This is a genomic window from Myxococcus sp. AM010, from assembly GCF_013372585.1.
In the GTDB taxonomy this organism is placed as follows: domain Bacteria; phylum Myxococcota; class Myxococcia; order Myxococcales; family Myxococcaceae; genus Myxococcus; species Myxococcus vastator.
In genome coordinates, this window is sequence record NZ_JABXEO010000009.1 from 125,367 (window position 1) to 149,240 (window position 23,874).

Here is a 23,874-nt window from a genome sequence, read left to right on the forward strand (position 1 = left end):
TCTCACTCCCGCTTCAGTGTGACGTCGCGCGACCAGGTGCCGCCGAGCGAGCGATAGACCTCGACGCGATGGTTGAGCAGCAGCCGTTGCGCCTGCAGACTTGCGCGCTCGAGCCCGACCAGATTCGTCAGGGCGGTGAGCACCGTCAGATAGTCCGAGTGCCCCTGCTCGAAGAGCCGCCTCGCTTCGTCCAAGAGCTGCTGCCCGAGCTGGACCTGCGCACGCAGGCTGCGCAGGCTCGTCGCCTCGTTCTCCTCCCGAACCACGGCATCCTGCACCCGTCCGATCGCGGTGTTCAGCGCGAGCTGGTATTGGATCTCGCGACGCTGGAGCTGGATCGGCAGTCGCATGTACTCGGTGACGCGCCTTCCATCGAACAGGGCCCAGGTCAGGTTCACCCCGACGACGGACTCGGCCAGGGCCGGCTCCGACAGGCCGACCTTCAAAGCGCCCACGTTGCCCACCAGTTGAATCGTCGGAAGCCAGCTCGCCAGGTTCGCGTTGATGCGGTGCTCGACCTCGGCGACGCGCAGCTCCGCGAGCCGCATCTCGGGCGTGTTCACGTTCAGGTCGCCCGGCGTTCCGAGTTTCGGTGGGGGCGGGAGATCGGGAAGCTGTCGATCGAGTGGAATGACGTCGTCGGCGGGGGTTGGTACCCGGCCCAGCAGCGCCTTCAGCTCCGAATTCAAGAGCGCGTTCCGGGTGGCGATCAGCGGCACCTGCGATTCGAGGTTCACCAGCAACTGCTCCTGCTGCAGCACCACGAGCCGGGGCGTGAGGTGCTGCTCGAACCGCGCTCGAATCAGCCGGAGCAGCTCCTTGTTGTAGTCGATCTGCCGCAGCGTGAGGTCCCGAAGCGCGCGGGCCTCGAGGATGTCGAACCAGACCTGGGTGATCCGCACCGCGAGGTCCTGGACGCGGCCCTCGGTGAGCTGCCGCTGCTGCTCGGCGAAGTTCAATCCCGCGCGCCGCTGCGCACCGAGGGCTCCAAACAGGTCGACCTGGTAGGCCACGCCGAAACCGACGGTGGCGACGTCGTACTCGGCCCGGGTTGGCGGCGCGGGCGGAAGGTTGGCGTTGGCGACGACATGCCTCAGCCCCGCCGGGTTCAGGATGCCGACCTGGAGCGGGTACCACCAACCTTGCGGCACGTTGGGGTCGAGCTGGTTCTCGTAGATCAGCTCCCGCACTTCGCGCAGGACCAGGTTGTCGCTGAAGCACTCCTGGATGGCCGTGTCGAGCGCCGGATCGGCGAACGCCGACCACCAGACTGCGTCCTGGGTGACGCGCTCGGCAGGCTGCGCGGGCACGCCCTCCTTCGACGGCTGCGGGCTTGGAACCCCGCCCTCGGGTGCGCTGGACGGTTGGGGCGGCTCGGTGCGCGGTTCGACGGCGGTCGAGTAGCTGCTCGGCGTCGGAGGCGGGTTGACGACGACGGGACGGATCAGCTCGCAACCGGAGCAGGTCATCACGAGGAGGGCGAGCGTAAATCGAAGTCTCATGGGTGGCTGACGACCACGAGGGCTTTCGCGTGGTTGAGGACGCAGCGCTGCGCGACCCGCATGGTCTCGGGATCGAGGGAGGCGAAGCTCTCGTCGAGGATGACCAGCTCGACCCCCTGCAGCAGCGTGCGCGCGATGTAGAGCCGGCTCTTCTCTCCGTGGGAGAGTTGCCAGCCGGTCTCGCCGATCATCTCCTCGAGGCCGGCGGGCATCTTGGCGACAAGCTCGTCCAGCCCGAGCTCCTTGCACAGCGCGGCGGCCTTGGTCCGCAGCTCGGGCGAGGTCGGCCACTCGCGCCCGAGCAGGAGATTGTACGCGAAGCTGCCGGACAGGACGTGGTTCTCGTGGAACTGCGGCGCGGCGGTGATGCGCTTGCGCCAGCCCGAGGAGCCGAACGTCGCGCGGTCCAACGCGTGCAGCAGCATCACACCGCCCTGCGGCGTCCTCAGGCCCGTGAGCAGCGACACCAGCGTCGACTTGCCACCGCCCGATGGGCCCTCCAGCAGGATGCGGTCGCCCTGCGCGATCTGGAACGAGCAGTTCTCGAGCACCGGCCGGGTGCGCGCATCGTGCCGGAAGGTCACGCCCCGCGCCTCGATGAGGGCTCCGTCTGCGGCGTCGGTGGGCTTGCCTCCCTCCATTTCGAGAGGGACTTTCGACTCGAGCTCGGGGCGGCCCACCGCGAGCAGCAAGTCGCGGATCTGCTCGAACGACACCGCCGCCTGGGAGACCTGCTGGAAGTAGACGGCGACCTCGTCGAAGGCTCGCAGCGCGAGCAAGATGCCGCCCACGGACACCGCCAGCGCGCTGGCATTGGCCGTACCGCTGCTGAACGCCGGCAGCAAGGTCAGCAGGGCGAGCACCAACCAGCCGTCGCGCAGGAGCGCGGTCAGCTGCATGGTCCGGCGATCCATGACCTTCGAGATCTCGGAGTAGGAGCTCAAGCGGACGTCTTCGCCATCATGCCAGCGCTCGAGTGGAAGCTGCGCCAGCCGCGTTCGATGGCCGAGCATGCGCTCGAGCAGGTCGTGGGTGATCTCGACGCGCGCGCTCGACCACGCCCGCTGGACGCCGTAGTGGCGGCGCGCGAGGACGAACGCGACCACGACCCACAGGACGAGCACCATCGCCTGGGGCCACCCTCCCGCCCCGAGCACGAGGATGACGCCCGCCAGGATCAAGTCGACGAGCGACAACACCGCGAGCAGGGCGCCGCCGACCGCAAGCTGCTCGACGACCTCGGCCTCGGCGACGCGGCCGAAATGGCGGCCGATGCCGTCGAGCCGCACCTCGTCGGGGGTCAGCTTGAGGGTTCCCGCAAGGAGCTGCTGCTTCAGCAGCGTTCCGAGCCGGATCGAGAACACGCCCTGCCACCACACCTCGAGCATGCGTAGCGGAATCGAGCACGCGATCACGGCGATCCACCCCAGGAACCAGCCGGTCTCGAGGTGGGCCTGGAGCGCGGCGCGACCGAGCAACCAGAACGAGCCAGCCAGCACCAGCGAGAGGAGCGTGTGGCTCACGAGGATGCCGGCGACGAGCGACGGGATGTCGCCGAGCAGCGTCCGCCGGTTCGCAGTGCGCCTGGGGCGCATGATCCAGCCGGTGCGCAGCTGCGCCTGGCCGAGCCGCTGCAGCAGCATCTGTGAGCGGGCGTGCTCGCGCGCACGGGGCGACATCTCCACGCCGCCAAGCAGCTGGTCCACCTCGGCGACGGTGGCTTCCTGCTCTTCGCGCAGGAGCGCGATCGCGCTCTTCGTCTGGACCGAAACCACCGTGGCGTCGCGCGCGAGCAGGCGCAGCTTCCCGCGCCGCGTACCCAGCAGCACCAGATAGGACGGGACGCCGTCTCGCCGGACCTGGAGGATGCAGGGCGCGGCGCGTGCGAGGACGTCGGGCAGCTCGTGGTAGAGCGGCGTGATCGGCTCGAGCTCCACGCCGAGTCGATCTCCGAGCGCGAACATCCAGACCCGGCTCGGCTCGACGGCCGCCGCGGGCGGAGCGATCTCGCCCGCAGCCCTGCCATAGCCTTGCCGCTGCGCCAGCTGCTCCAGCGCGTCGGGCAGTCGCTCGACCGGCCACAACAAGTCGGAGTGCGAGCGCGTCATCCCGCCAGCTCCATCTCGCCTGCGACGGGCTCCGCGACCGGCGGCTCCACCGGCTTCGGCGCTGGCCTCTCCACCAGCTGGCCGTCCGAAAGCCACCAATGGCGCCAGCGCCCACCGCCCCAGAGCAGCGTGCGATTCTCCTGGTCGGCGCGAAGGAGCACGGCGTACCGCGACTCTTTGTTCGCGAGCAGCTCCTTCGGCGGCCCGTTTTCGAGGATCCGACCGTTCTCTATCACGAGCACGCGATCGAACTCCTGGGTGTGCTCGACGTCGTGGGTGACACAGAGGAGCGTGATGTCTGCCCAGAGCCGCCGGGACTCGGTGAGGAGCCGCGCGCGCCGGTCGCGATCGAGACCGCGAAAGGGCTCGTCGAGGATGGCCAGGCGCACGCCGGAGCGAAGCATCGCGCGCGCCAGGCGCACGCGCTGACCTTGGCCGCCCGAGACCAGCCCTCCGCCTTCGCCCAACGACGTCTGAAGCCCGTCTGGAAGCGCTTCGAGGATGTCGAGCATCTCGGCGCCCTTGAGCGCCCCCGACAGTGACCAGCCTTGTGCGCCGTCGTTGCCATACCGGAGGTTGTCGATGAGGCTCTGGTTCCAGAGACTGATCGCCGGATCCACCCAGGCCGTGGTGCGGCGCAGCCGCTCGACAGCGGCCTGATCGAGCACCTGCCCGTCGACCTTGATTTCGCCGCGCGCCGGCCGGAGCCAGCCGAGCAAGAGGCCGACCAGCGTCGACTTGCCTGCTCCGGAGACACCGACCACGGCCACGTGCTCGCCGGGGGCGATGTTCAAGGAAACCTTGTCGAGGATGGTGTGACCGCCGCCTTTCACGCGGACCTTCTCCATCACGATCGAAACGCCGCTCGCGGCGTCCGCGGGCGCGACAGGCTCCCGCACTGGCGCCTCGGGCCGGGCCTGCGGATCCTTGATGTCGCCGATGACGTCGAGGAGCCGGCGAACCCGGTTCATCGCATTCGGGAACGCGCGGCTCAGCAGCATCAGCCGCTGGCCGAGGATGGGGAACCGCAGCGCCCAATAGACGACCAACAACACCAGCGAAGCCCGATCGGTGCCCGCGAGGTACGAATAGACGAGCAGCATGACAAGGCCGTAGCTCACCAGCATCAGCCCGCCTTCGAACCCGACCGACAGCGTCTGGAGCCAATAGCGCGCCTTGCTCCAGCTGACGAGCAAGGTCTCCTGCGCGCGGCGCAGCGACCGCTCGGCGCCGTGGATCCGGATCGGCGTGAGCCCGACGAGCGCGTTCAGGGTGAATCCGCTGAGCGCGCCTGCGTGCATCTGCACGCGCAGGTCGGGCTCGAAGAGCAGCTTCTGCGCGACCAGGGGCACGAGCAGCGTGACCGCCGCGAGCGCGAGCACGATGTGCCATGCGTGCGGCGCGGCCCAGATGAGCGCGGCAGTGATGCTCGTGACTTCGAGCGACAGGACCAAGGCCTGCGCGAGCAGGGCCGGCAGCGACCGCATCGCCTGGATGTTGTGCGTGCGAGACGCCATGTCGGAGGCGAGCCGGCTCTGGAAATAGCGGTCCTCCATTTCGGGGAGCTTCTCGAAATACGCCTTCCGCAGCCGCACCTCGAGCCGGCGGCCGATGCCGAGCAATCCCAATGAAACGGGGATTTGGATGAGCATGAAGCAGAGCGCGACGCCCGCGAGAGCGGCCATGCCCGTCGCACGCTGCGCGAACGTGCCGAGGTCGCGCCCCAGGTCGAGCACGCCACGGAGCATCAGCGCTTGCAGGATCCGCCCGAAGGTGGCGAACACCAGGCCCACCGCAATCAGGCCCGGAACGACCCACGAATCTTCGCCTCGCAGGCGGAGCAGCGTTCGCGCCGGGCTCACCTGCCTGGCGACGAGCTCCGTCGCCAGGTCGCTCGCGAGCACGGCTCTCGGCGCGTCTTCGCCTGCGCGCGAAGCCTCGCGCCAACCGCGAACCCGCATCAGCACCGCGCCGGTCATCGACAGCTCGCCCTCCACCTCCGGGTTGGGGCGAACGGACCAATAGGCAGCGGGAATGGGCACTGCGCCGGAGTCGTCCTTCGCAATCATGGATTGCAGCAGCCCCGCCGCCGTCCGGCCTCGCCGGACGGCGCCCGCGCGAATCATCGCTTCGGACGCCCGGCACGCGGCGTCGAGCCTGGCGATTGACAGATACCCGGGGTCCTCGAGCGCCCCGGCAACCAGCGCCCGCGCCTGCGTCGCACCCAGGTTCAGCAGGCGGCGCTCGAACGTCGCGACCGCCTCCTCGGACCCGGCCCATTCGCGCCAGCCGGTCGCCGGAACGGACGTGGTGTGCTGGTACAGGTGGCTCAGCAGCGTCGAAATCCGGGTCCAGTGACGGCCCGCCGCCGGGTCCATGACCTGGATGAACGGGCCGACGCGATTCCACAGCACCACGAAGTGCGGCCGCCCTCCCGCGCTGAGCGTGACGATGATGGCGGGAAGCGCCTTGGCTTCGGGGACCACCACGTGATCGAGCGGAAGCATCACCTGCTCGGCGTCGAGCCCGAGCTGGTTCGCGACTTCATCCAAGGTGACGATCGAGGTGCCATCGACGTCCGTCTGACACACTTCGCGAAGGACGCGATAGTTGAGCTCGGCGCCCATCCCCGCGAACAGGCTCTTGAGTGAAGCGGGGCCGCAGTCCGTCGCCGAGATCTGGATCACCTCGGGAATGATTGAGCGTCGGCGCCTGGGAGGAGTCATGGTCAGCGGGCCACTTCTTCGGGCCGGAACACAGTCGTGGGCCGTTCTTCAGGCTGCGGATTCCATTCGCCGACCGCCCGCATCAGCAGCGCGACAGGCGATGCCCGCGCGACCTCGACCTCCACCGCCAGGGTCATGCCGTGGCGCAGCTGGATGCGCGGATCGTCCGGCGGCGCGAACTTGAGCTCGACGCGCACCGTACCAGGGATGGCCTCGGGCGTGGCCGTCTGGCCGGGCTCGGTCCCGACGGCCGTCACGCTGGCGGGGACCGTCCCGTAGATGGTCGTCGGGTAGCCGTCGAGCTTGAGGCGCGCCGTTTGACCGGGATGGATCAATCCGACGATCTCCTTCGGGAAACGGGCGCGCACCCGCACCTCGGCATCGCTCGCGAGGATGGTGCCGACCCGCTGCCCGTCGGCGATGAACGCTCCCGCGCCGAGCTCCGCCACGTCGACCAGGTGGCCCGTGGCCGGCGCCCGATACAGCTTCTGCTCGATCTGGTACTCAAGGCGGTCGATGGTGCCCTGGAGCTCCCGGATCCGCCCCTCGGCGCCCAGCTCCTCGCGCTCGAATTCCAGCAGCTGCGCGGCGAGGGCTTGACGGCGCACGTTCTGCTCGCGCCGCAGTCGGATGAGCGCCAGGCCCTGCGCCGTCTGCGCGAAGCGGAGCGCGTCGACATCGGTCGTGCGCTCGAGCTTCTCCATCTCCGAGACCGCGCCCGTCGGGCTATTGAGGGCCAGCTGCGCGCGCTCCACCGCGAGCCGGTGCCTGGGCGCGAGCTCCTGCTCCCTCTCCAGCGCCTCCTTGACCGCGACCTCGTCCACCCGTGCCGTCAAAGCCGCCTCTTCGTGCTTGTTGGCGATCTGCTGGCGGATGATGGCGAGCTCCTTCTCGGTCGCGGCGAGCGTCGCCTTGCTCCGCTCGAGCTCGAGGCGCTCGGCCCGTGTGTCGAACTCGATGAGAAGGTCGCCTTCCTTGACCTCCTGGTCGAGTTTGAGCCGCGAGAGCACGACCCTGCCCGCGCTGGGCGGCTCGATGCGATGGACGGCGTTGTGTGGCTCGATCCGGGCCTGTGAGCTGGCCTTGACGAGCGGGACCTTGGCGAACAGCGACCAGGCGATGAGCCCGCCGGCGCACAACACCATCAGAGCGACGAACACGAGGCGCGTGTCCGACTCGTAGTTCAGGGAACGAAGGGTCCGCTCGAAGGGATATGCCATGGTCCGCGAACAAAAGTCGCCTTAATGGTCGCGCCCTGTCAACACCTCGGCCACTGCTTTGTGATTCACGCTCCCCTTGTCTGAACACGGGCACCTCGATGCGCCGCGGGACTTCGTCCGTATCGCCGCAATGCGTTGCACATTAATCACTGGTTCGATTTGACATCCTGTTTCGAGTACACGTAGCGTTCAATTCGAAGAAAGGAGGCTCGACATGAAGATCAAGATCCACGTTCGCGGCGGCCCGAAGGCGCGCTAGTAGTCAGTCGTTTTGACGCCCGCTGTTGAGTCTGGGCGTTCCTCGTTTCAGATCAACAGAGGGGGGGTTGATGGGGATTTTCCATCAGCTCCTCTTCTCATTTCTGGCAACGTCTTGATCTTGCAGGTGGTCGTTCCTGCCAGGTTGCTCCAGAACCGCTCGTACGCTTGAGCCGAATATGCCAGGGCGCTCCTGGTACTACCCGGTCAGATGAATCGGGCGCGGACGCCCCGTCTTGACGGAGCATGACGCCCACCCAGTTACGCAAGCTTGACCGGGAGCTGAGCGAGTTCCTGGGCTCGATGACGGAGGGAATGGGCCGGACTGAGAGACGTCGTGCCCTCGGCGGATACCTCACTGGACTGCTGCTCGACGGAGAACGCAAAAGCATCGAGCCCATGGCGGCCCGGCTCGTCGAAGCACCCGAGCAGACAGAAGCCATGCGCCAGCGGCTTCAGCAGTGCGTGTCCGGCGCGGCTTGGGACGACTCTGAAATGCGACGGCGCTTGGCCCGGCAACTCGAGCACGAGTTGCCAGGCCTGGAGGCCCTCGTCATTGACGACACGGGCTTCCCGAAGAAGGGCGTTCATTCACTGGGCGTGGCCCGCCAGTATTCGGGCACCCTGGGGCGGACGGAGAACTGCCAGGTGGCCGTCAGCCTGCATGTCGCGGGAGAGAAGGGCAGCGGTTGCCTCGCCATGCAGCTGTACCTGCCTGAGGAGTGGACGCGCCGCGGGAAGCGCTGCAAGGCCGCGGGTGTCCCGTCTGGAGTGAAGTTTCAGAGGAAGTGGCAGATAGCGCTGAGCCAATTGGATGACGCGTTGGCGTGGGGTGTGCGCCGGCACCTCGTCTTGGCTGATGCCGGGTACGGCGATGCGCGGGAGTTCCGCGACGGCGTGCGCGAGCGCGGCCTGCACTACCTGATGGGCGTGCAGGGCACGCGCAAGGTGTGGCCGCCCGGCGCAAAGCCGCATCAGCCCGAGAGGGAACCGGGCCAAAGCGGGCGCCCGCGCACGGGCTACGTGGCCGAGGGCGTGCAGCCTTGGACCATTGAGGAGTTGGCGCTTCAACTTCCCAAAGAGGAATTTTAGACAGTCTCTTGGCGCGAGGGCAGTCGGGGCGAGCAGTCCTCCCGATTCGCTGCCGTGCGCGTGCGGATGGCGGAGCGGCACGTCCAGCGAGCTCCCCCGAGTGAAGAGGTGTGGCTGCTCATCGAGTGGCCCCAGGAGGAGAAGGCTCCGACGAAGTACTCGCTCTGCTCGCTGCCCGCGAACACGAGGCTCAAGAAGTTGATTCGCTTGGCCAAGCTGCGCTGGAGAGTGGAGCGCGACTACCAGGAATTCAAAGGAGAGGTGGGGCTTGAACACTTCGAGGGGCGAGGGTGGCGAGGCTTCCACCACCATGCCACCCTCTGCATGGTCGCCCACGGATTCCTCGCGCTCTGCCGGGCGCTTTTCCCCCCGGAGGAGAACGCGCTGGACACTGCCCGAGGTGCGCCGCCGCCTTCAGCACCTGCTACTGCGCCGCATAGGCCACTGCCCACTCTGCCTGCGCCACATCAACGCCCGCGCACCTCCTCGGGGGCCGTCACGCATGTGACCGGGTAGTACTAGCACGTACCAGCTTCTCCTTCAGTCGCTCATCTCTCCGCTCCTGCGCCATGCCCAGCAGGGTATGGAACTGGAATTGGAGCGCATCGGTTGAATCCTTTCACGCGACATCTACCTTGACGCTCACCGTTCTCCTCAGTGCGGAAGTTTCCTATCCCGAGCCCTTTGGGGCTGCCCAGAGGCTGAATAGCCGACGCCTTCAGGCTCTTGGGTCCGGGGTGTCGGATACTCAACACTGAGGCGCTCGGCCGGCTCCTCGACCGGGCGCCCGAGTTCCGCGATGCGCGCATCCCTGGGGTCGACCTCGCCACGACATGCCGTGCCTCATGTCGTCCGCCGGAAGTCCCACATGCAGTGTTGCTCCTTGGGAGGGTTGGCCAAGTGTCCCCGCCTCAGCCTCGGCCGCCAACCCAAAGTACAGGTATTTCCAAGTGTTTCCAACATCCAGGGCCCCAAAGCCGGGCGAGCCCGGACCTCGGTATCCGGGGCACCCGAGCGTCGCGTCCTACGAGCATTGCCTTCCACACACCGTAAAGGACATCATGCCCTTGGAGTGACATTCCTTGACGCCAGGAGGAACACCTTGATGAAGCGCGGCACGAAGTGGATGGCTATGGCCCTGACGTCGCTGCTTGGGGCGGTGGCGGGAGCAGGCGAAAAGGTTAACAAACCCGTCCAAGTGACGAGTGAACACGCCTCGGGCCCCCTTGGCAGTGCTCGAAACAGCCCGGACGCAGTGCAACGCATTGGCTGCAGCATCACGACCTATGCGGGCAGCGCGCCGTTACTGACCTGCTTCGCGCACAGCCTCAACACATATGGTTCCTGCACATCGGATGACCCGTACCTCGTGACCACCGCACGCGCCATCAATGGCGACTCCTACATCTTGTTCAGATGGAACGCCTTGGGTCGGTGTACGTCACTGTATGTGGAAAACGCGTCAGCTTACGCACCCAAGCAGCTGTGAGTTGCGCCTCCGGAGGCACGTCGCGCACACGTGCCTTTGGGGAACGCAGCAGTTCGTCATTAGCGCCCGAGTATGCCCAGACATGCCCATCCTCTCCAAGCCGTGGCTCATCTTCCTCGTCACCGGGCCCCTTGCCGCGTTCCTCGCGGGCTGGCACGCGGCGCCAGATGCGAACGCTCAGGTCCTCCAGGAGCTCGAACATCAAAGTGGGATGCTCGAATCCCTGGTGAAGCAAACGGCGCTACCCTCCAACGCGCCCTGCGGCCCGCCGCCACCCCCCGCCAGCGTGGATGTTGCCCTGCTTCGAGCCGAGCTCGCCCTGGCACTCCGTGAGGCTCTGCCCCCGAGTCATGCTTCCGCCCGTGCCGACGCGGCCGAAGCTCCAGAGGAAGCGTCCCCCCAGAGCCTCTCCGCGGTCCAGGAGATACACCGTCTGATCGACGCTGCGATCCGCGCACGTCGCTGGACCGTAGAGGATGCGCAAGCGTTCCGTGAATCGCTCGGCATCATGCCCCCGGCTCATCGCAACGATGCCATCCGCCGGCTCATCACGACGATCAACAGTCAAGCGCTCGAAGTACAGACCGAGGGGGCTCCGTTCTGAACGGAGGGGCGCCGCCTCGTGTTGATTGGCGCGGCCTATGAACCACCACGGCCCAAAGTGAGAAAGCGTCCTCATGCCACGAAGGCGGAGGAGGCTCGGCCCGGGGGGAGCAACCGATCATTCGCAGCGAAAGCACCTACGACGCGCACTTCTCGCCGTCTACACACTAAACTGCCGGGACGAACTGTCTCACTCACGTTGGCGTAGCGGGAAGCCTGGCGCGAAGAGGTCTCCGCCCGCCGCCGTCGGGAACGGACTCCGCTCCTGGACAACACCGACTGGACTTGGCTCACATGACCGAGACATTTTGAGGCGGTCTTGGCGCGTCTGCGCCACGCGACAAAATCGTGAGGACCCCAGCTGCCCACCCACAGCGCATGGCTTCAATCCCAGGGGGCTGTGGTGGGCAGACTTGAAGCGTTACTGCAACGTATGGGTTCCGAGGCTCGACAGTACGCCCGTGCCTCCCGCGGGCAGGTAGGACCTCACGCCCGTCGCGGAGATGACGCCGGGCTGCGTGAGAATGCCCGACCAGGAGTCCACCAGCACATAGGACCAGTCAGCAGGCCGCGTCGCCGCGGAGAAATTGAGGGCGAGCGGCACCAGGCTCCCGTCGGGGTTGTTGACGAAATGGAAGGTCCCAGAGACGGGGATGCTCAACGGGCCGACTGGCGTGAAGTGGGTGTCGTAGGTCCCGCTGAAGGAGCCGTCGTAATCGCTGGAGTGGGTGATCGTCAGGACGAACTCACCGTTCTCGGACTTGTACGTCCCATTGATGTTGAAGGCGTGGGCGGAGGTGCTGAGCATCAGCATCGGAAGGACGAAGAGGAGGCCGAAGAGCTTGCTCTGCTGCATGAGTGAAACCTCTCTGGGGGTCGAGGAGCCCTGCGTGGGCTCGGACCTTCCCTTGAGCACGCGTTGTGCCAGCCCGCACGGAGGTGGTGTCCGCAGGGGCGGTGGTGGCGCGCTCGTGTGCGGGCGCCTGTCCTGGACATGTCCGGACATGTCCGGACGCGAACGGCTCCAGTCACATCACGGGGCGTGACGCGAACCCGTGTCGGGCGCGCAGACGCGGAGGCCAACGCGGATGTCCCTCAGCCAGGGCTCGTTGGGCATTCGCGTGTTGGAGCGGTTGGAGATGCGGTCGTAGTACCAGGACCCTCCGCGGGCCACTGCCTCTCCGGGCGCGCGGACCGATTGCACCCATTCGATGGCGTTGCCGGCCAGGTCCATCACCCCGAAGGGGCTGGCGGAAGCAGGGTGGGCACCCACCTCGTCTGGACCGAAGCCCAGCGGTTGGCGGCCATAGGTCTCATCGAAGTTCGCGTCGTCCGGCGCGAGCAGGTCGCCCATGGGAAACAGGCGGGCGTCCGCGCCACGTGCCGCGCGCTCCCATTCGTATTCGGAACACAGCCGGGCTCCCGGAACGCGCCCGGAGCGGTCCAGCCACGCGAGGTACGCCCGCGCGTCCTCCAGCGAGATGGCCGAGACGGGAAACCGCGACCAGTCCTGCACGGCCCTGTGCGTGCGGCCTGGGTAGTGGATGGGCTCGCCGCTGCGCGCGGAGAGGGGATGCTGCGTGGGCTGGAGCATGAGCCGCCAGCCCGTCTCCTCCCGAGTGAGCGCCAGGGCGCCGGCCGTGGACCTCACGCCGGGCGTCCGTCGCCGCTGCTCGTCCGGTGGCAATGCATCGAGGAACGCGAGCCACTCGGCGAACGTCACCTCATGGCGGGCGATGAGGTAACCCTCGGTCATCACCGGCCGGAGCGGGGGCGCCTGGAGGAATTCGCGTCGCAGGGCTTCGTCGTCGCTGCTGCCAAAGAGGAAACGGCCCGGCGGGATGTAGACGAAGCCCTCCGGGATGTCGGCCGACCGCGGCAGGGGGATGCGCGCCTGGAGGCGCTCTCCCGATGACAACACCACCGGCAGGACGGCGCGCGTCAGGCCCGGTGCCTGGAAGGTGAGGACATAGGACCCCGGGCCCGTATCGAGTGCATGCGACGCGATGGGCGTCGGGCCCAGGGAGATGCCTTCGGACAGTCTGGGTGCTCCGGGCATGCCTGTGTCACGCTGAAGCAGCACCTCCACACCCGGGGGCTCCGTGGCGAGCTCCAGGACCGGCGGAGCGAGGCGCCTGCGTCGCCCGTCACCGTCGTCATCGAGGCTCGCCAGCCTGCGCAGGGCTTCGCGCCGCTGTCCGGGACGGAAGAACCACTCCGCCAACTCCATGCGCCCGGTCAGGACCTCCGCGAGGAGTCCGCGGGCCTCCCTCCGCGAGCCGTCCAGCAGCAGGGCGGTGTCGAGTGCCTGCGTGGCGCGCTGGTAGGCCTCGTCCGCGTGGCCATCGCTCGTTCGTGCCTGGGTCCAGGCCTCCTCGGGTTCCCCTGCGTCTGCCTTGGCCAGCGCGCCGGTGAGGACGCGCTCCCCGCGCGCGTCCAAGCGTTGGAAGGTGTCCGCGCGCGCTGCCTTCGCTTCGGCATGGTGGGCGCGGGCTTCGGTGAGAGACACCCGGGCTTCATCCAGGTGCTCCTGCACGGTGCGCTCCAGCGCGTGGCGGCCCTTCATCCAAGCCGCGCCCCCCGCCACCAGCGCGGTGAGGGGCAGGGCCAGCACCAGCCCCAGGCGCCGCGCGAAGGTGCGCCGGAGCGCCCTCCGCGAGGCCTTGAGGAAAGCCACTTCTTGCCGCGTCAGCGCGAGCTCGCCCGCCGCGGTCACCGCGTCGAGTTCACGCCGGCTCCACAGCGCCGAGGTGGCGCGGTCCGCGCGCTCCCATCCTGCCGCGGCGAGCCTCACCCGTTCGAGCACCTGCCGCTCCTGCCGGGCCGCTTCGAGCCATCCGCGCAGGGTGGACCAACCCTCGAGCAGCGCCTCGTGCGCCACCTCGTGGACGTGCGCCTCACCGTCCTGCCTCACCACGACGAGCCGCGCCCGGACCAGGGCCTCCAGCGCGATGCGGTTCGCGGAGGTCTCGGCACCCAGCTCCCCGGTGGTCCGTCGGACCCGGGCGCCTTCCGGGCTGATGAGGCGCAAAAGCAGGTCGCGAGCCGCCCGGCGCGCCTCGGGTGCCAGCGCCGCCAGCGCTCCGTCCGCGTGACGACCCAGGGCCCCGGCCACGCCCCCGAGCGCCTCCAGCGACGCCTCTCGGATGCGCTGGTTCGCCCGGTCGCGGGTATCCCACAGCTCGGCGAGCGTGAACTGGAGGAGCGGCAGTCCTCCCGGAGCGTGGGCGGAGGACGCCACGAGCGTGTCCACCAGGGCCTCTGTCTCGAACGCGACGCCTGTCACGCGCGCCGGACCGACCACGGCCTCGCGCGTCCCTTCCGGGCCCAGCGGCTTGATGAGGAAGAGGGCGCGCGCCACTTCATCCTCCAGCCCTGGCAGCGCCGCCAGCCGGGTGAAAAAGTCGCCTCGCACCGTGGCCAGCGTGCGCACACCTGGGGCCAGGATGGCCAGGTGCCCGAGCACCTGCGTGAAGGCGGCTGCTTCGTCCGACTCGCTCTGGGTGAACAGCTCCTCGAGCTGATCGATGAACAGCAGGGTGCCTCGCGTGGGCCCGGCGGCGCGCAGCGTCCGGGCCATCGCCGCGGGCTCTTGCCGCACCTGGGCCGCCAGTGTCTCCTCGGACAGCCCGAGCCGTCCCGCCACCGCGGCGACCAACGCCGTGAAGGGCCGGCGCCCGGGCATGAGCGACAGCACGGTGTACGCACAGCCGTCGTCGAGCCCCGCGAGCATGACGAGCGGCGACACGCCCGCCCGGCACAACGAGGACTTGCCCACGCCCGAGTCCCCCGCGACGAGCACCAGCGCCTGGGCGCGAAGCCGCTCATGGATGGCGCGGACCTCCGCGCCACGTCCGAAGAAGACGGCCCGGTGCTCCGCGTCGAAGGCCCGCAGCCCGCGATAGGGATTGCCGGGAGGAACCGGCGCCGCATCGCTGTCCTCGTTCAGGCGCTCGAGCTCCGCGCACAGCGCGTCGGCGGAGGCGAAGCGCCGCGCCGGATCGTATTCGAGACACCGGAGGATGACGGCGCGCAGGCGGACGCCGAGCCCGCTTCCGGAGGTTTCCAGACGGGGAGGACGCGCTTCTGGCGTCCTCGGTTCGTCCACCGCGCCGCTCGCGGTGGGTGTGTCGAAGGGGCGATGGCCCTCCAGCAGCTCGTGAAGCACCATTCCCAACCCATAGACATCTCCCCGGGGGCCGGGCGGTTCGCCACGCAGCGCCTCCGGCGCCATGTACCCACGGGTGCCGGCGATGGGGACGGTGGCCCTGGCCGAGGCGTCCGCCTGCTCCGCCGCCCAGGAGAGCGCGAGCCCGAAGTCGACGAGCTTCACCTCGCCCTCCGGGAGCACCATGACGTTGTCCGGTTTGATGTCGCGGTGGAGCACATGTGCGCGGTGCGCGGCGGCCAGTCCCCGTCCCAGACCCAGCGCGATGGCCAGGACCCGTTCCGGCGGGAGCGGCGTGTCCAGGTCCCGCAGGGAGACGCCGGGGAGGAACTCCTGCACCAGATAGGGCTGGGCGCCCACTTCCGAGACCCGGTACACCGTCACCACGTTCGGGTGGCGGAGGCGGGCGAGCGCCCGGGCCTCGGCGAAGAGCCGGTCCCGCTGGCCCGGCCCGGACTGCTCCGCGCCGATGAACTTGATGGCGACTCGCCGCTGGAGCGCCGTGTCCTCGGCCAGGTAGACGCGGCCCATCCCCCCTTGGCCCAGCAGGCGGATGAGGCGGTACTCGTCGAAGGCCGGGGGCGGCTCCCAACCCTCTGGCGTGGGGGCGCTCAAGGCAACGGAGGGGACACGCAGCTCCCCCCATGACAGGTCCTTGGCCCCAGGGGCTCCCCAGTGCACACGGGGCACTGGGTGCGGAGCTCGCCACCCGGTCCAGCGTCCGTGACGCAGTACTCGTTCTTCCAGGTCTGGGTCAGCAGCAGGAAGGGCACGCCCCCGTCGAAGTAATCCTTCAAGGGGGTGCCCGCGTCACCGGGTTGGCGGCAGTCGTAGCTGGCCCTCACCGGGGCTCCTGGCGCCCCTCGGATTTTCGAGAGGAGGGTGGGGGCGTAACGCGGCCGCACGCAGCGCTCCCCGTGCGGCGTCACGCCGAAGGGCAGGGCGCCGTGCTCATTCCAGGCGGCCTCGAAGAGCAACGGCGGAAGCCCTCCGGAGAAGGTGTCCTGGGTCTGGATGCCATAACCATCGACGAAGTCGACGTAGGTGCCCTGGCAGGTGAAGGGCTCTCCGTCGCCGTTGTAGTCGGCGCGCGCGGCCCGCACACACGCCTGGAACAGCCGCGCGAGCGGGGGCCCGCCATCCCACTTCTGGTTGGGGAGGTAGCCCCAGTGCGCGCAGACGCCGACCGCGCCCGTCGTGCAGCTCGCCGTGAAGCAGGGCGTGTCGCCGCCTCCGTCGTTGAAGCCTCCATCCGGCATCCAGCAGCCGGGAATGACGACCGCCTTCCCTTCATAGAAGTGGCTCGTGGGCGGTGAGCATTCCTGGGGGTTCCGCGTGACGTAGCCCTGGCCTGCGCAGACGTTGCGGTTCAGGACGACATCGGTGACGGTATAGAGCTTGAGCTGGGCGCCCGCGTCTTTCAGGAGCGCGGGCAGGCACGGGTCCGCGGGGGGGCTCTCGCGGATTTGATAGGCCCTGCCATCGCTTCCCACCCAGACGCCGGCGCCTCCGTCGAACTGTCTCTGGAAGAAGACACTGCCGCCATCGACGCCAGTCCACCCGGTAAGGCTGGGTGCCTGAGGATTGACGTGATCGGGCTGGAGGAGCGGGGCCTCGCGGGACTCCTGGGCCCGCGGCTCGAAGGCCATGGGCGGAACGCAGTCCCTGGCGCTCAGCGTCGCCATCCAGGCCATCATCGTCAGGGGGAGGAGAGAACGCATGGGACCCTCTGGGAAGTCTCAGCTGAGGCGCGGCGGGGGCGCGCGGTAATGGTCCAGTTCGAGTCCGAAGTCCTCGATCCACCGATACACCTGCTGCCGCGAGCACCCGAGGTGCCGGGCCACTTCGGCGACCTTCCCCTGGTGCGCGCGCAGGTGGGTCTCCAACTCCTGGGGGGTGGAATCGACGGCGCGCGCCGAACGTGGAGCAGGAGGCTGGGAGGAGACCTCCGCCACTGACGGCTGCGTGGAGGGCCGGGCTGTCCGCATCCGCCGCTCCGCCTCCAGCTCATGCTCCACCTGCACCCCCCACTTCAACGGCCCGCCATCTGAAGCGATGACCGCGATGGAGAGCACGTTGAGCAGGCCTCGCACGTTGAGCGGCCAGTCGTGCAGGAGCAGCGCCTCGGCGAGGCTCACGTCGATGGGCCGGGATTCGGCCTTCATGCGTCCGAGCAGGTGGCGCGCGATGGGCGCGATGTCCTCGCGGCGCTCGCGCAGGGGGGGCATCAGGAGGCGCCATTGCACGAGCCGCGCGTAGAGGTCCGCGCGGAAGGCGGCCTCATTCACCTGGGAGACGAGGTCCCGGTGCGTGGCCGCGAGCACCCGCACGTCGATGGGGACCTCCTGCGTTCCTCCCAGGGCGCGGACCCGCCGCGTCTCCAGCACGCGGAGCAGTTTGACCTGGAGCATGGGCGGCATCTCACCCAGCTCGTCCAGGAACAGCGTGCCCCCATGGGCTTCGCGCAGAAGACCGTCCCGGGCGGATGCCGCGCCCGTGAACGCGCCGCGCACATGCCCGAACAGCTCGCTGTCCAGCACGCTCTCCGCGACGCCTCCGCAGTTGAGCGCGATGAAGGGCCCCTCTCGGCCGCTTCGTTCATGGAGCGCGCGCGCGGCGACTTCCTTGCCCGTCCCGGTCTCCCCCAGGATGAGCACGGATTGCACCTGCCGCGCCGCCCGCTCGAGGTCGCGGTGGAGCCGCGTCAGCGCGGCGCTCCTGCCCACCAGTCCGTCAACCGGGTGTTCGTCATTGGGGGCCTCGGAGGCCTCGGCGAAGACAAACAGCGTGTCCCCCATGCGCAGGACATCCCCCCACGCGAGGGGAGCGCGTCCCGTGAGCGGTCGTCCATTGAGATGGGTGCCATTGTGGCTTCCCAAATCCTCCACGAACCAGGTCCCCCCGGCGTGTTCGATGCGCGCATGGCCCCGGGAGAGCCGGGCGTCGTCCAGGGCGACGCGGGGGAAGAGGGGGGCGCCACGCCCCAGGAGCGCCGCGCCGCTGCCAAGCCCATGACGCTCATCCTCGATGAACGCGTTGCGCGTATAGGCAAGGAAGAGCGTCGCCGCACCGGTTCCACTTTCAAACGAGGGGGCGTGTTCGGCGCTGAGGGTGTCGTCGGTCATCGGGCCCGATGCCTGTCATATGTCAAGGGATGGTCTTCCGGAAAGAGCTGAATTCAGCGTATTTTTACAGGCCTTGCGGACCTGGGAAGATGCCTTGACTGTCGTGCCTGCGCTTGAATCCAGACGTGGAGGAACGCCATGTGCGTGAAGGGGCCGCCGGATTCCAGTCAGGGAGAGCAGGTGCTCTTGGAGGCGATGACGGCGCTGACCAGCTCGCTCGACTTGACGGAAGTCTTCTCGAACTCCTACGAAATCTTGTCACGTGTGCTGGCCGCGGACCTTGGGGGGCGCTGCGTATCCAGGCCCCGTCCGACGTGAACGCGGGGCCGACGCGCGATGCCCGCGAGGCGGAGCGCTCCGAGTGCGACGGCCTGTCGCGCTCGACACATATCCAACTACAACCACGGGGTCTTCGGCTGACGCCGGGCGTCTATCGGTCCCAGGCGCCGTGCCGCTTCACCGCTGTCGTCAGCGAGCCTGGGGCGCGTGGACATCCCAGGCGACCTCGAGGCCCTCGTGCCTCCTGACGGTGACGCTCCTCAAGAAGCCCGGCGTCTGCCCTGGCACGAGCCGGAGCCTCGGGAGACTCCGGAGCAGGGCCCCCAGCGCGAGGCGCGTCTCGAGCCGTGCGAGCGGCGCGCCAATGCAGAAATGCAGCCCCTGCCCGAAGGCGAGGTGCTTCTTGACGTCGGGTCGCCGGACGTCGAAGCGCTCCGGCTCGTGGAACCGGGCCTCGTCGCGGTTGGCCGACGCGTAGACGATTCGGATGTGGGCTCCCTTGGGAATGGGAACGCCCCCGAGCTCCACCGCCTCCAGCGCGGTCCGGAACATGGCATGCACGGGGGAGGTCATCCGCACCGCCTCCTCGACCGCGCCAGCGATGAGGCTCGGGTCGTCCCGAAGGGCTCGCAGTTGCTCTGGATGCTCGAGCAGGAGCTCCACCGCGCCCACGATGAGGCCCGCGGTCGTCTCGTGCCCCGCGAAGTGGACCTGCATCAGCATGCTCACAAGCTCCGCCATGCTCATGGGCGGCGTCATCCCCCGCGAGCCGGTGACGATGTCGCTCAGCAAGTCCTCCCGGGGCGCTGTCTTTCGTTCCTCGAGCGCCTCGGCGAGGTAGCGCTGGAAGTCGACGACGCCTCTCGCGCATGCGACCTGGTGCTCGATGGAGCCATGCGCCGCGAGGACCGTGGTCAGCTCGTCGGACCAGCGCCGGAACCTGTGGATGTCCGAGCGAGGGATTCCGAGAATCTCCGCGATGATGCTGGCCGACAGCGGATGGGCGAACCTGAGGAACAGGTCCGCCTTCCCCTCCTGCCGGAATGAGTCGATGAGCGCGTCCACGAGGGCGCGGATGAAGGGCTCTTTCTCCGCGAGGCGCCGCCCGGTGAAGGCCTTGCTGACGAGGCTCCGGAAGCGCGAATGCGCTGGCGGGTCATTGTCGACGAGGCTGGGGACCAGGGGGTAGCCGTCCATCAGCGCGGCGACCACCTCCGGAGGCGTCGTCGCGGCACCCACGGTGATGGATTCGGCGGACGAGAAGCGCTCGGTATCGGCGACCACGGCGCTGATGTCCGCATGGCGGGTCACCACCCACGCCCCCAGCGCCGGGCTGAAGAACACCGGCGCCTCTCGCCGCGCACGCGCGAGGAACGGGTGGGGATTCTCGAGTTGGGGAGATTCGAGCGGGCGGTACTCGGACCCGAGTCCTGAAGCGGCGCTGTCCTTGAACATGCGTGCTGCCCTCACTCGAAGGTTCGTCGGGGATTCAGTGCGGCTGGGCGGACTCGCGAATCATAGACCCACGGAGGACAGCCAGGTCACGGCTCGGAGAAGCCGCGTTGCACCCACGCGTTGGCGGCGTCTCTGTTGAACTTGAAGTTCATCGGCACGCGATACTTCGCGACAGTGGCGCCTGCGTCGTCGATGGCCGAGAGGAGGGCGTGGGGCTCATACTCATCGGCCACCAACTCGAGCCGGACCTCGTACCAGCGGCCCTCCCAGGCGATGGAGAGCTTCCGGGTCATGGCCTGGTCGCGCTGTCGCGCGGAGCGGTCGAGGACCTCCGAGGCCGTTTTCACGAAGGTCGCGAACGCGGGCGCATCGAAAGGCTTGGGGTTCTTCTTGTCGCGGCCCATCACCCATGGGCTGATGAGGACGGGCTCGGCGATTCCCTGCTTGCGGATCTCCACGGCCCAGCCGTCATCCTCCTCGTTCTTGATGACCCGGGCCGACCAACCATTCTTCCGCCAGAACGTGGGCTCCATCACTTCGGGCTCGGCAGGCGTGCGCTCTTCACTCATGGGTATTCCTCATACCCTTCGATGGCCATTTGCCAGAGCAGAGAATGCGCTTCCCCCTCACCCTGGCAGCTGACCGGGCGCTTGACCTCCTCGCGGCCGAGCGCTCGGCGCAACGCGGCTCGCTGGATGGGAGAGGGCGGGACGGAGCCGCTACCCGCCAAGGAGCGCAAGCGGGAACTGCACCGCAAGGAGAAAGCGCTGGTGGAGGCGGCGGCGCTGCTGGTGCTCGAAAAACTTCAGGCGATGGGCTGGGACGAGCGGCACCGGGACGGCGAGGACGACGCAGCGGACGAGAAGCGCGAGAAGTGACGCTCACCCTCGGCGACGAGACGCTGGCCAAGGGCGTGTTGCCTGGAGGCTGTCTGCGAGCGGCTGGGGGTGACTGCGCGCACCATTCAGCGCTGGAGGAAGCCCGCGACGTCCGAGGACAGGCGGTGCGGCCCGCATACCCGGCCGGCCAACCGGCTGTCCGAGGTGGAGCGGCGCCGAATCCTGGCGGTGGGCAACAGCGAGGAGTTCCGGGACGCCTCGCCCAAGCAGATTGTCCCCCGGCTGGCGGACAGAGGAGAGTACGTGGCCAGCGAGGCGAGCTTCTACCGGGTGCTGCGTGCAGCGGGCCAGTTGGCCCACCGCGGCCGCGCCAAGGCTCCTGTGCCCAGGCCCCGGGCCGAGCACACCGCCACCGGGCCCCGCCAAGTATGGAGCTGGGACATCACCTACCTGAAGGGCCCGGTGAAGGGCAGCTTCCTCTACCTGTACCTCGTGGTGGACGTCTTCAGCCGACGAATCATGGGCTTCGCGGTGCACGAAGAGGAGTCGTCCGAGCATGCAGCGGCCCTCATCCGTCGCTCTTGGCAGGAGGCTGGCTGTCCCGAGGGGCTGGTGCTGCACTCGGACAACGGCGGCCCCATGAAGGGCGCCACGTTGCTGGCCACCTTGCAGTGGCTGGGCGTCACCCCGTCCTTCAGCCGGCCCCGCGTCTCGGACGACAATGCCTTTTCCGAGGCCCTCTTCCGCACGCTGAAGTACCGCCCCAGCTTCCCTCAGCGCCCCTTCGCCTCCGTCGAGGACGCGTGCCGCTGGGTGACGCGCTTCGTGGCCTGGTACAACACCGAGCACCGCCACTGAGCCATCCGCTACGTCACGCCCGAGGACAGGCACTTCGGCCGCGAGGGCGCGCCGCTGGCCCAACGTCGCCAGGTGTACCAACGCGCCAAAGCCCGTCACCCCGAGCGATGGAGCCGCGACACGCGCGACTGGACGCCCGCGGGCCCCGTCCGCCTCGGCCCCTCTCCCAACCTCACCCCGGCAGTGCAGGAGTTGAAGCGCATCGGTTGAATCCTTTCACGCGACATCTACCTTGACGCTCACCGAGAAGAAGCGGCTCAATCAGCTCCAACTGTTCGTCGGTCAGATCCACCGGTCAGCTTCGAGGAGGTCCATCCCTCTCATGTCGATTAGCGCCCCAGCTTCCGCGCCCATACTTGCTCGCTCAATTTCGAGACCAGTTCTATGGTGTTCGCTCCAGTACTCATTCGGCGCCACACCCACCACCCACCCGTGATCGAGGTCCATGAGCCGCTATAACCTTCCGTTCGTCGTCCTCGGCTCGCTGCTGTTGACTGCGCCACTTCTGGCGCAGAGCACCTCAGCTCCTGCCGCATCCGTACGACTTCCCGATGTCACATTGCCACCTGCGTTGGACCGCGTGCTGCGCGACTACGAGCGTGCATGGCGCGCAGGCGACGCGGCCGCACTTGCCTCGCTGTTCGCGGAGGATGGGTTCGTACTACAGAGCAATCGCCCGCCTGTCCGTGGTCGTGCGGCCATCCGGGCCGCCTATGAGGGTCAAGGAGGCGGTCCATTGCAGCTGCGTGCGCTCGCGTTTGCCACCGAAGATACAAGTGGCTACATCATCGGCGCATACGGTTACGGCAACAGAGCCGACGACACGGGAAAATTCACCCTAACCCTGCGTCGTGCACCCGGTGGGCCGTGGCTGATCGTCTCGGACATGGACAACGCGAACGCACCGCCACGACAGCGGTAGAGCCACGCCGCCCCTGTGTCAGGAAGGTGTCTCCTCGGCTGATGCTCCTGCCGAGCTGACGCCGCCAAAGTGGCTAGAGCTAGGGACTGTGTCAGTCGGGAAGTTTGCCGGAGAGCCTCTGAGAGTCGTCTCGGAGAGTCTGTGCCGAGCGAAGAAATCGTGAGTACCCGGTAAGTGCCCGCCACATTTCGCTCTCTCGGTTACCAGATGGCCCATTTCGGCATTCTGAAAGAGGGAAATGGCGTAACCCCGGAAGGTGCGACATCGAAAGCCCTGGATTGTCAGAAGCGGCTGCCCCAGGTGGTTAGCAAAACTGTTAACCACTCTCGGCTTCTCTCTCCCCGAAACGGGCGAAAGAGCGCTCCAGAGAGCCCAGTTGGCGGCGGAAAAGAGGGGGCCTCTTGCTCGGCGGGGTAGAGGGCCGAGAAAGCCCTCTTCCGCATCGCGAGGCCCATGTAAAACAAAAGGGCCCTACCGGTTGGTAGGGCCCCTCGTTCAGTTCCCCGACTGAAGCCCTGCGCGAACTCGTTCTCGGCGTTTCTCTCAGAGGACTCAAACTCTCAGAGGGCCGAAAGGCGAGTGATATCCAGCGGTTTCAAAGAGGGGGCTGGGCGAGCCCTTCAATCGGGGGCCGATTGAATGTCCGCAAACCACACGGTGGGTGACCTCCCCGTCCATGGTTCTGATCCTCTCGGCGCCCACTTCACAAGAGGCGCGCGCAGGCTCAGGGACGAAGCCCTGTCCAAGTGGCCCCGTGGCCCATCTCGCCGGTCCGGCCATCGTCCACAGCCGCCGCTGGCGGGCCTCTGCGGGCGGTGTCGAGCCGGCCGCGCCAAGTTGCCGCTGTGCCCTCCCCGCTCACTCGCCTTGACGTACGCATGACGCAGCGACCGGATTTTGGGTAGGCACAGGGCCTAGCGCGGGCGGGGCGATTCAGGCGCGCCGCGTCCGCGAGCGGAACTCGTTGGCCCAGCGCTGGGCGGTGGCCGTGGCGCGCTCGCGCTCCGAGGCGAGGGGCGGCTGCCCGGCAGGCGTTGGCGCCCCTTGGCCGGAGGTGCCGTCCGCGCCTGCTGCCCCCTTCTTTCGCACCCACATGCGAGGGGTGAAGTTGCCCCGGTTCCGCAGAGCGTTCCGCGCTTTCGCCCTCAAGCGGCAGCGCGGTGCTTCTTCTCGTAACCAGCGGGTGACTCGTAGTCGAGCGCGGAGTGGCGCCTGAGCGGGTTATACCAG

16 protein-coding genes are annotated in these 23,874 nt (G+C 68.1%); 6 read left to right on the plus strand and 10 right to left on the minus strand.

Annotated elements, in window-relative coordinates; translation table 11 throughout:
- Positions 1-2: 2 nt before the first annotated feature.
- The 4 genes from HV826_RS07680 to HV826_RS07695 are packed head-to-tail and all read right to left on the minus strand — an operon-like array spanning position 3 to position 7,496.
- On the minus strand, positions 3-1,502 hold the full coding sequence (locus HV826_RS07680) for a TolC family protein (RefSeq protein WP_176416342.1): 1,500 nt from the start codon (positions 1,500-1,502) through the stop codon (positions 3-5).
- Positions 1,499-3,610 carry an ABC transporter ATP-binding protein gene (locus tag HV826_RS07685; RefSeq protein ID WP_176416343.1) on the minus strand — a complete coding sequence of 704 codons (2,112 nt, stop codon included), beginning with the start codon at positions 3,608-3,610 and terminating at the stop codon, positions 1,499-1,501. Before HV826_RS07685 ends, HV826_RS07680 begins: the two co-directional genes overlap by 4 nt.
- Positions 3,607-6,336, minus strand: coding sequence for an ATP-binding cassette domain-containing protein (locus tag HV826_RS07690; RefSeq protein WP_176416344.1), 2,730 nt, complete (start codon positions 6,334-6,336; stop codon positions 3,607-3,609). Before HV826_RS07690 ends, HV826_RS07685 begins: the two co-directional genes overlap by 4 nt.
- A 2-nt stretch (positions 6,337-6,338) precedes the next feature.
- The gene (locus tag HV826_RS07695) at positions 6,339-7,496 is read right to left on the minus strand and encodes an HlyD family secretion protein (protein WP_368670865.1); all 1,158 of its coding nucleotides are present in this window, start codon (positions 7,494-7,496) and stop codon (positions 6,339-6,341) included.
- 564 nt (positions 7,497-8,060) lie between these two features.
- Here HV826_RS07695 and HV826_RS37030 point away from each other — a divergent pair.
- The 3 genes from HV826_RS37030 (at position 8,061) to HV826_RS07710 (ending at position 10,999) form a co-directional block, all read left to right on the plus strand.
- Complete coding sequence (locus tag HV826_RS37030) at positions 8,061-8,906, plus strand: IS701 family transposase (protein WP_255207906.1); 846 nt, start codon at positions 8,061-8,063, stop codon at positions 8,904-8,906.
- A 1,105-nt stretch (positions 8,907-10,011) separates the two neighbouring features.
- Positions 10,012-10,395: a hypothetical protein gene (locus HV826_RS07705; protein WP_176416346.1), complete on the plus strand. Its 384-nt coding sequence runs from the start codon at positions 10,012-10,014 to the stop codon at positions 10,393-10,395.
- Between the two features lie 82 nt (positions 10,396-10,477).
- The gene (locus HV826_RS07710) at positions 10,478-10,999 is read left to right on the plus strand and encodes a hypothetical protein (RefSeq protein ID WP_176416347.1); all 522 of its coding nucleotides are present in this window, start codon (positions 10,478-10,480) and stop codon (positions 10,997-10,999) included.
- A 420-nt stretch (positions 11,000-11,419) separates the two neighbouring features.
- Here HV826_RS07710 and HV826_RS07715 read toward each other — a convergent pair whose 3' ends face one another.
- From HV826_RS07715 to HV826_RS07740, 6 genes are all read right to left on the minus strand, one after another.
- Positions 11,420-11,854, minus strand: coding sequence for a hypothetical protein (locus HV826_RS07715; protein WP_176416348.1), 435 nt, complete (start codon positions 11,852-11,854; stop codon positions 11,420-11,422).
- Positions 11,855-12,031: 177 nt separating this feature from the next.
- A complete protein-coding gene (locus HV826_RS07720; RefSeq protein ID WP_176416349.1) occupies positions 12,032-15,781 on the minus strand; it encodes a bifunctional serine/threonine-protein kinase/formylglycine-generating enzyme family protein in 3,750 nt (1,249 codons plus the stop codon).
- Complete coding sequence (locus HV826_RS07725; protein WP_255217089.1) at positions 15,778-16,887, minus strand: ADYC domain-containing protein; 1,110 nt, start codon at positions 16,885-16,887, stop codon at positions 15,778-15,780. Before HV826_RS07725 ends, HV826_RS07720 begins: the two co-directional genes overlap by 4 nt.
- 18 nt (positions 16,888-16,905) lie before the next feature.
- A complete protein-coding gene (locus HV826_RS07730) occupies positions 16,906-18,291 on the minus strand; it encodes a sigma 54-interacting transcriptional regulator (protein ID WP_176416350.1) in 1,386 nt (461 codons plus the stop codon).
- A 468-nt stretch (positions 18,292-18,759) separates the two neighbouring features.
- Positions 18,760-20,025, minus strand: coding sequence for a cytochrome P450 (locus HV826_RS07735; protein WP_176416351.1), 1,266 nt, complete (start codon positions 20,023-20,025; stop codon positions 18,760-18,762).
- Positions 20,026-20,111: 86 nt separating this feature from the next.
- Positions 20,112-20,594, minus strand: coding sequence for a hypothetical protein (locus tag HV826_RS07740; protein WP_176410583.1), 483 nt, complete (start codon positions 20,592-20,594; stop codon positions 20,112-20,114).
- Positions 20,595-20,720: 126 nt separating this feature from the next.
- Between HV826_RS07740 and HV826_RS07745 the strand changes: the two genes are divergently transcribed.
- The 3 genes from HV826_RS07745 to HV826_RS07755 all read left to right on the plus strand — a co-directional run bounded on the left by HV826_RS07745 (position 20,721) and on the right by HV826_RS07755 (position 22,644).
- Positions 20,721-20,903 carry a hypothetical protein gene (locus HV826_RS07745; RefSeq protein WP_176416352.1) on the plus strand — a complete coding sequence of 61 codons (183 nt, stop codon included), beginning with the start codon at positions 20,721-20,723 and terminating at the stop codon, positions 20,901-20,903.
- A gap of 69 nt (positions 20,904-20,972) precedes the next feature.
- On the plus strand, positions 20,973-21,722 hold the full coding sequence (locus tag HV826_RS07750) for an IS3 family transposase (protein ID WP_176416353.1): 750 nt from the start codon (positions 20,973-20,975) through the stop codon (positions 21,720-21,722).
- Between the two features lie 445 nt (positions 21,723-22,167).
- Complete coding sequence (locus HV826_RS07755; protein ID WP_176416354.1) at positions 22,168-22,644, plus strand: SgcJ/EcaC family oxidoreductase; 477 nt, start codon at positions 22,168-22,170, stop codon at positions 22,642-22,644.
- The last annotated feature ends 1,230 nt before the right edge of the window (positions 22,645-23,874 follow it).

Coding starts and splice junctions, on each gene's coding strand:
- HV826_RS07680 (WP_176416342.1), bottom strand. CDS start 1,502: ATGAGACTTCGATTTACGCTCGCCCTCCTCGTGATGACCTGCTCCGGT.
- HV826_RS07685 (WP_176416343.1), bottom strand. CDS start 3,610: ATGACGCGCTCGCACTCCGACTTGTTGTGGCCGGTCGAGCGACTGCCC.
- HV826_RS07690 (WP_176416344.1), bottom strand. CDS start 6,336: ATGACTCCTCCCAGGCGCCGACGCTCAATCATTCCCGAGGTGATCCAG.
- HV826_RS37030 (WP_255207906.1), top strand. CDS start 8,061: ATGACGCCCACCCAGTTACGCAAGCTTGACCGGGAGCTGAGCGAGTTC.
- HV826_RS07705 (WP_176416346.1), top strand. CDS start 10,012: ATGAAGCGCGGCACGAAGTGGATGGCTATGGCCCTGACGTCGCTGCTT.
- HV826_RS07710 (WP_176416347.1), top strand. CDS start 10,478: ATGCCCATCCTCTCCAAGCCGTGGCTCATCTTCCTCGTCACCGGGCCC.
- HV826_RS07715 (WP_176416348.1), bottom strand. CDS start 11,854: ATGCAGCAGAGCAAGCTCTTCGGCCTCCTCTTCGTCCTTCCGATGCTG.
- HV826_RS07725 (WP_255217089.1), bottom strand. CDS start 16,887: ATGCGTTCTCTCCTCCCCCTGACGATGATGGCCTGGATGGCGACGCTG.
- HV826_RS07730 (WP_176416350.1), bottom strand. CDS start 18,291: ATGACCGACGACACCCTCAGCGCCGAACACGCCCCCTCGTTTGAAAGT.
- HV826_RS07735 (WP_176416351.1), bottom strand. CDS start 20,025: ATGTTCAAGGACAGCGCCGCTTCAGGACTCGGGTCCGAGTACCGCCCG.
- HV826_RS07740 (WP_176410583.1), bottom strand. CDS start 20,594: ATGAGTGAAGAGCGCACGCCTGCCGAGCCCGAAGTGATGGAGCCCACG.
- HV826_RS07745 (WP_176416352.1), top strand. CDS start 20,721: ATGGGAGAGGGCGGGACGGAGCCGCTACCCGCCAAGGAGCGCAAGCGG.
- HV826_RS07755 (WP_176416354.1), top strand. CDS start 22,168: ATGAGCCGCTATAACCTTCCGTTCGTCGTCCTCGGCTCGCTGCTGTTG.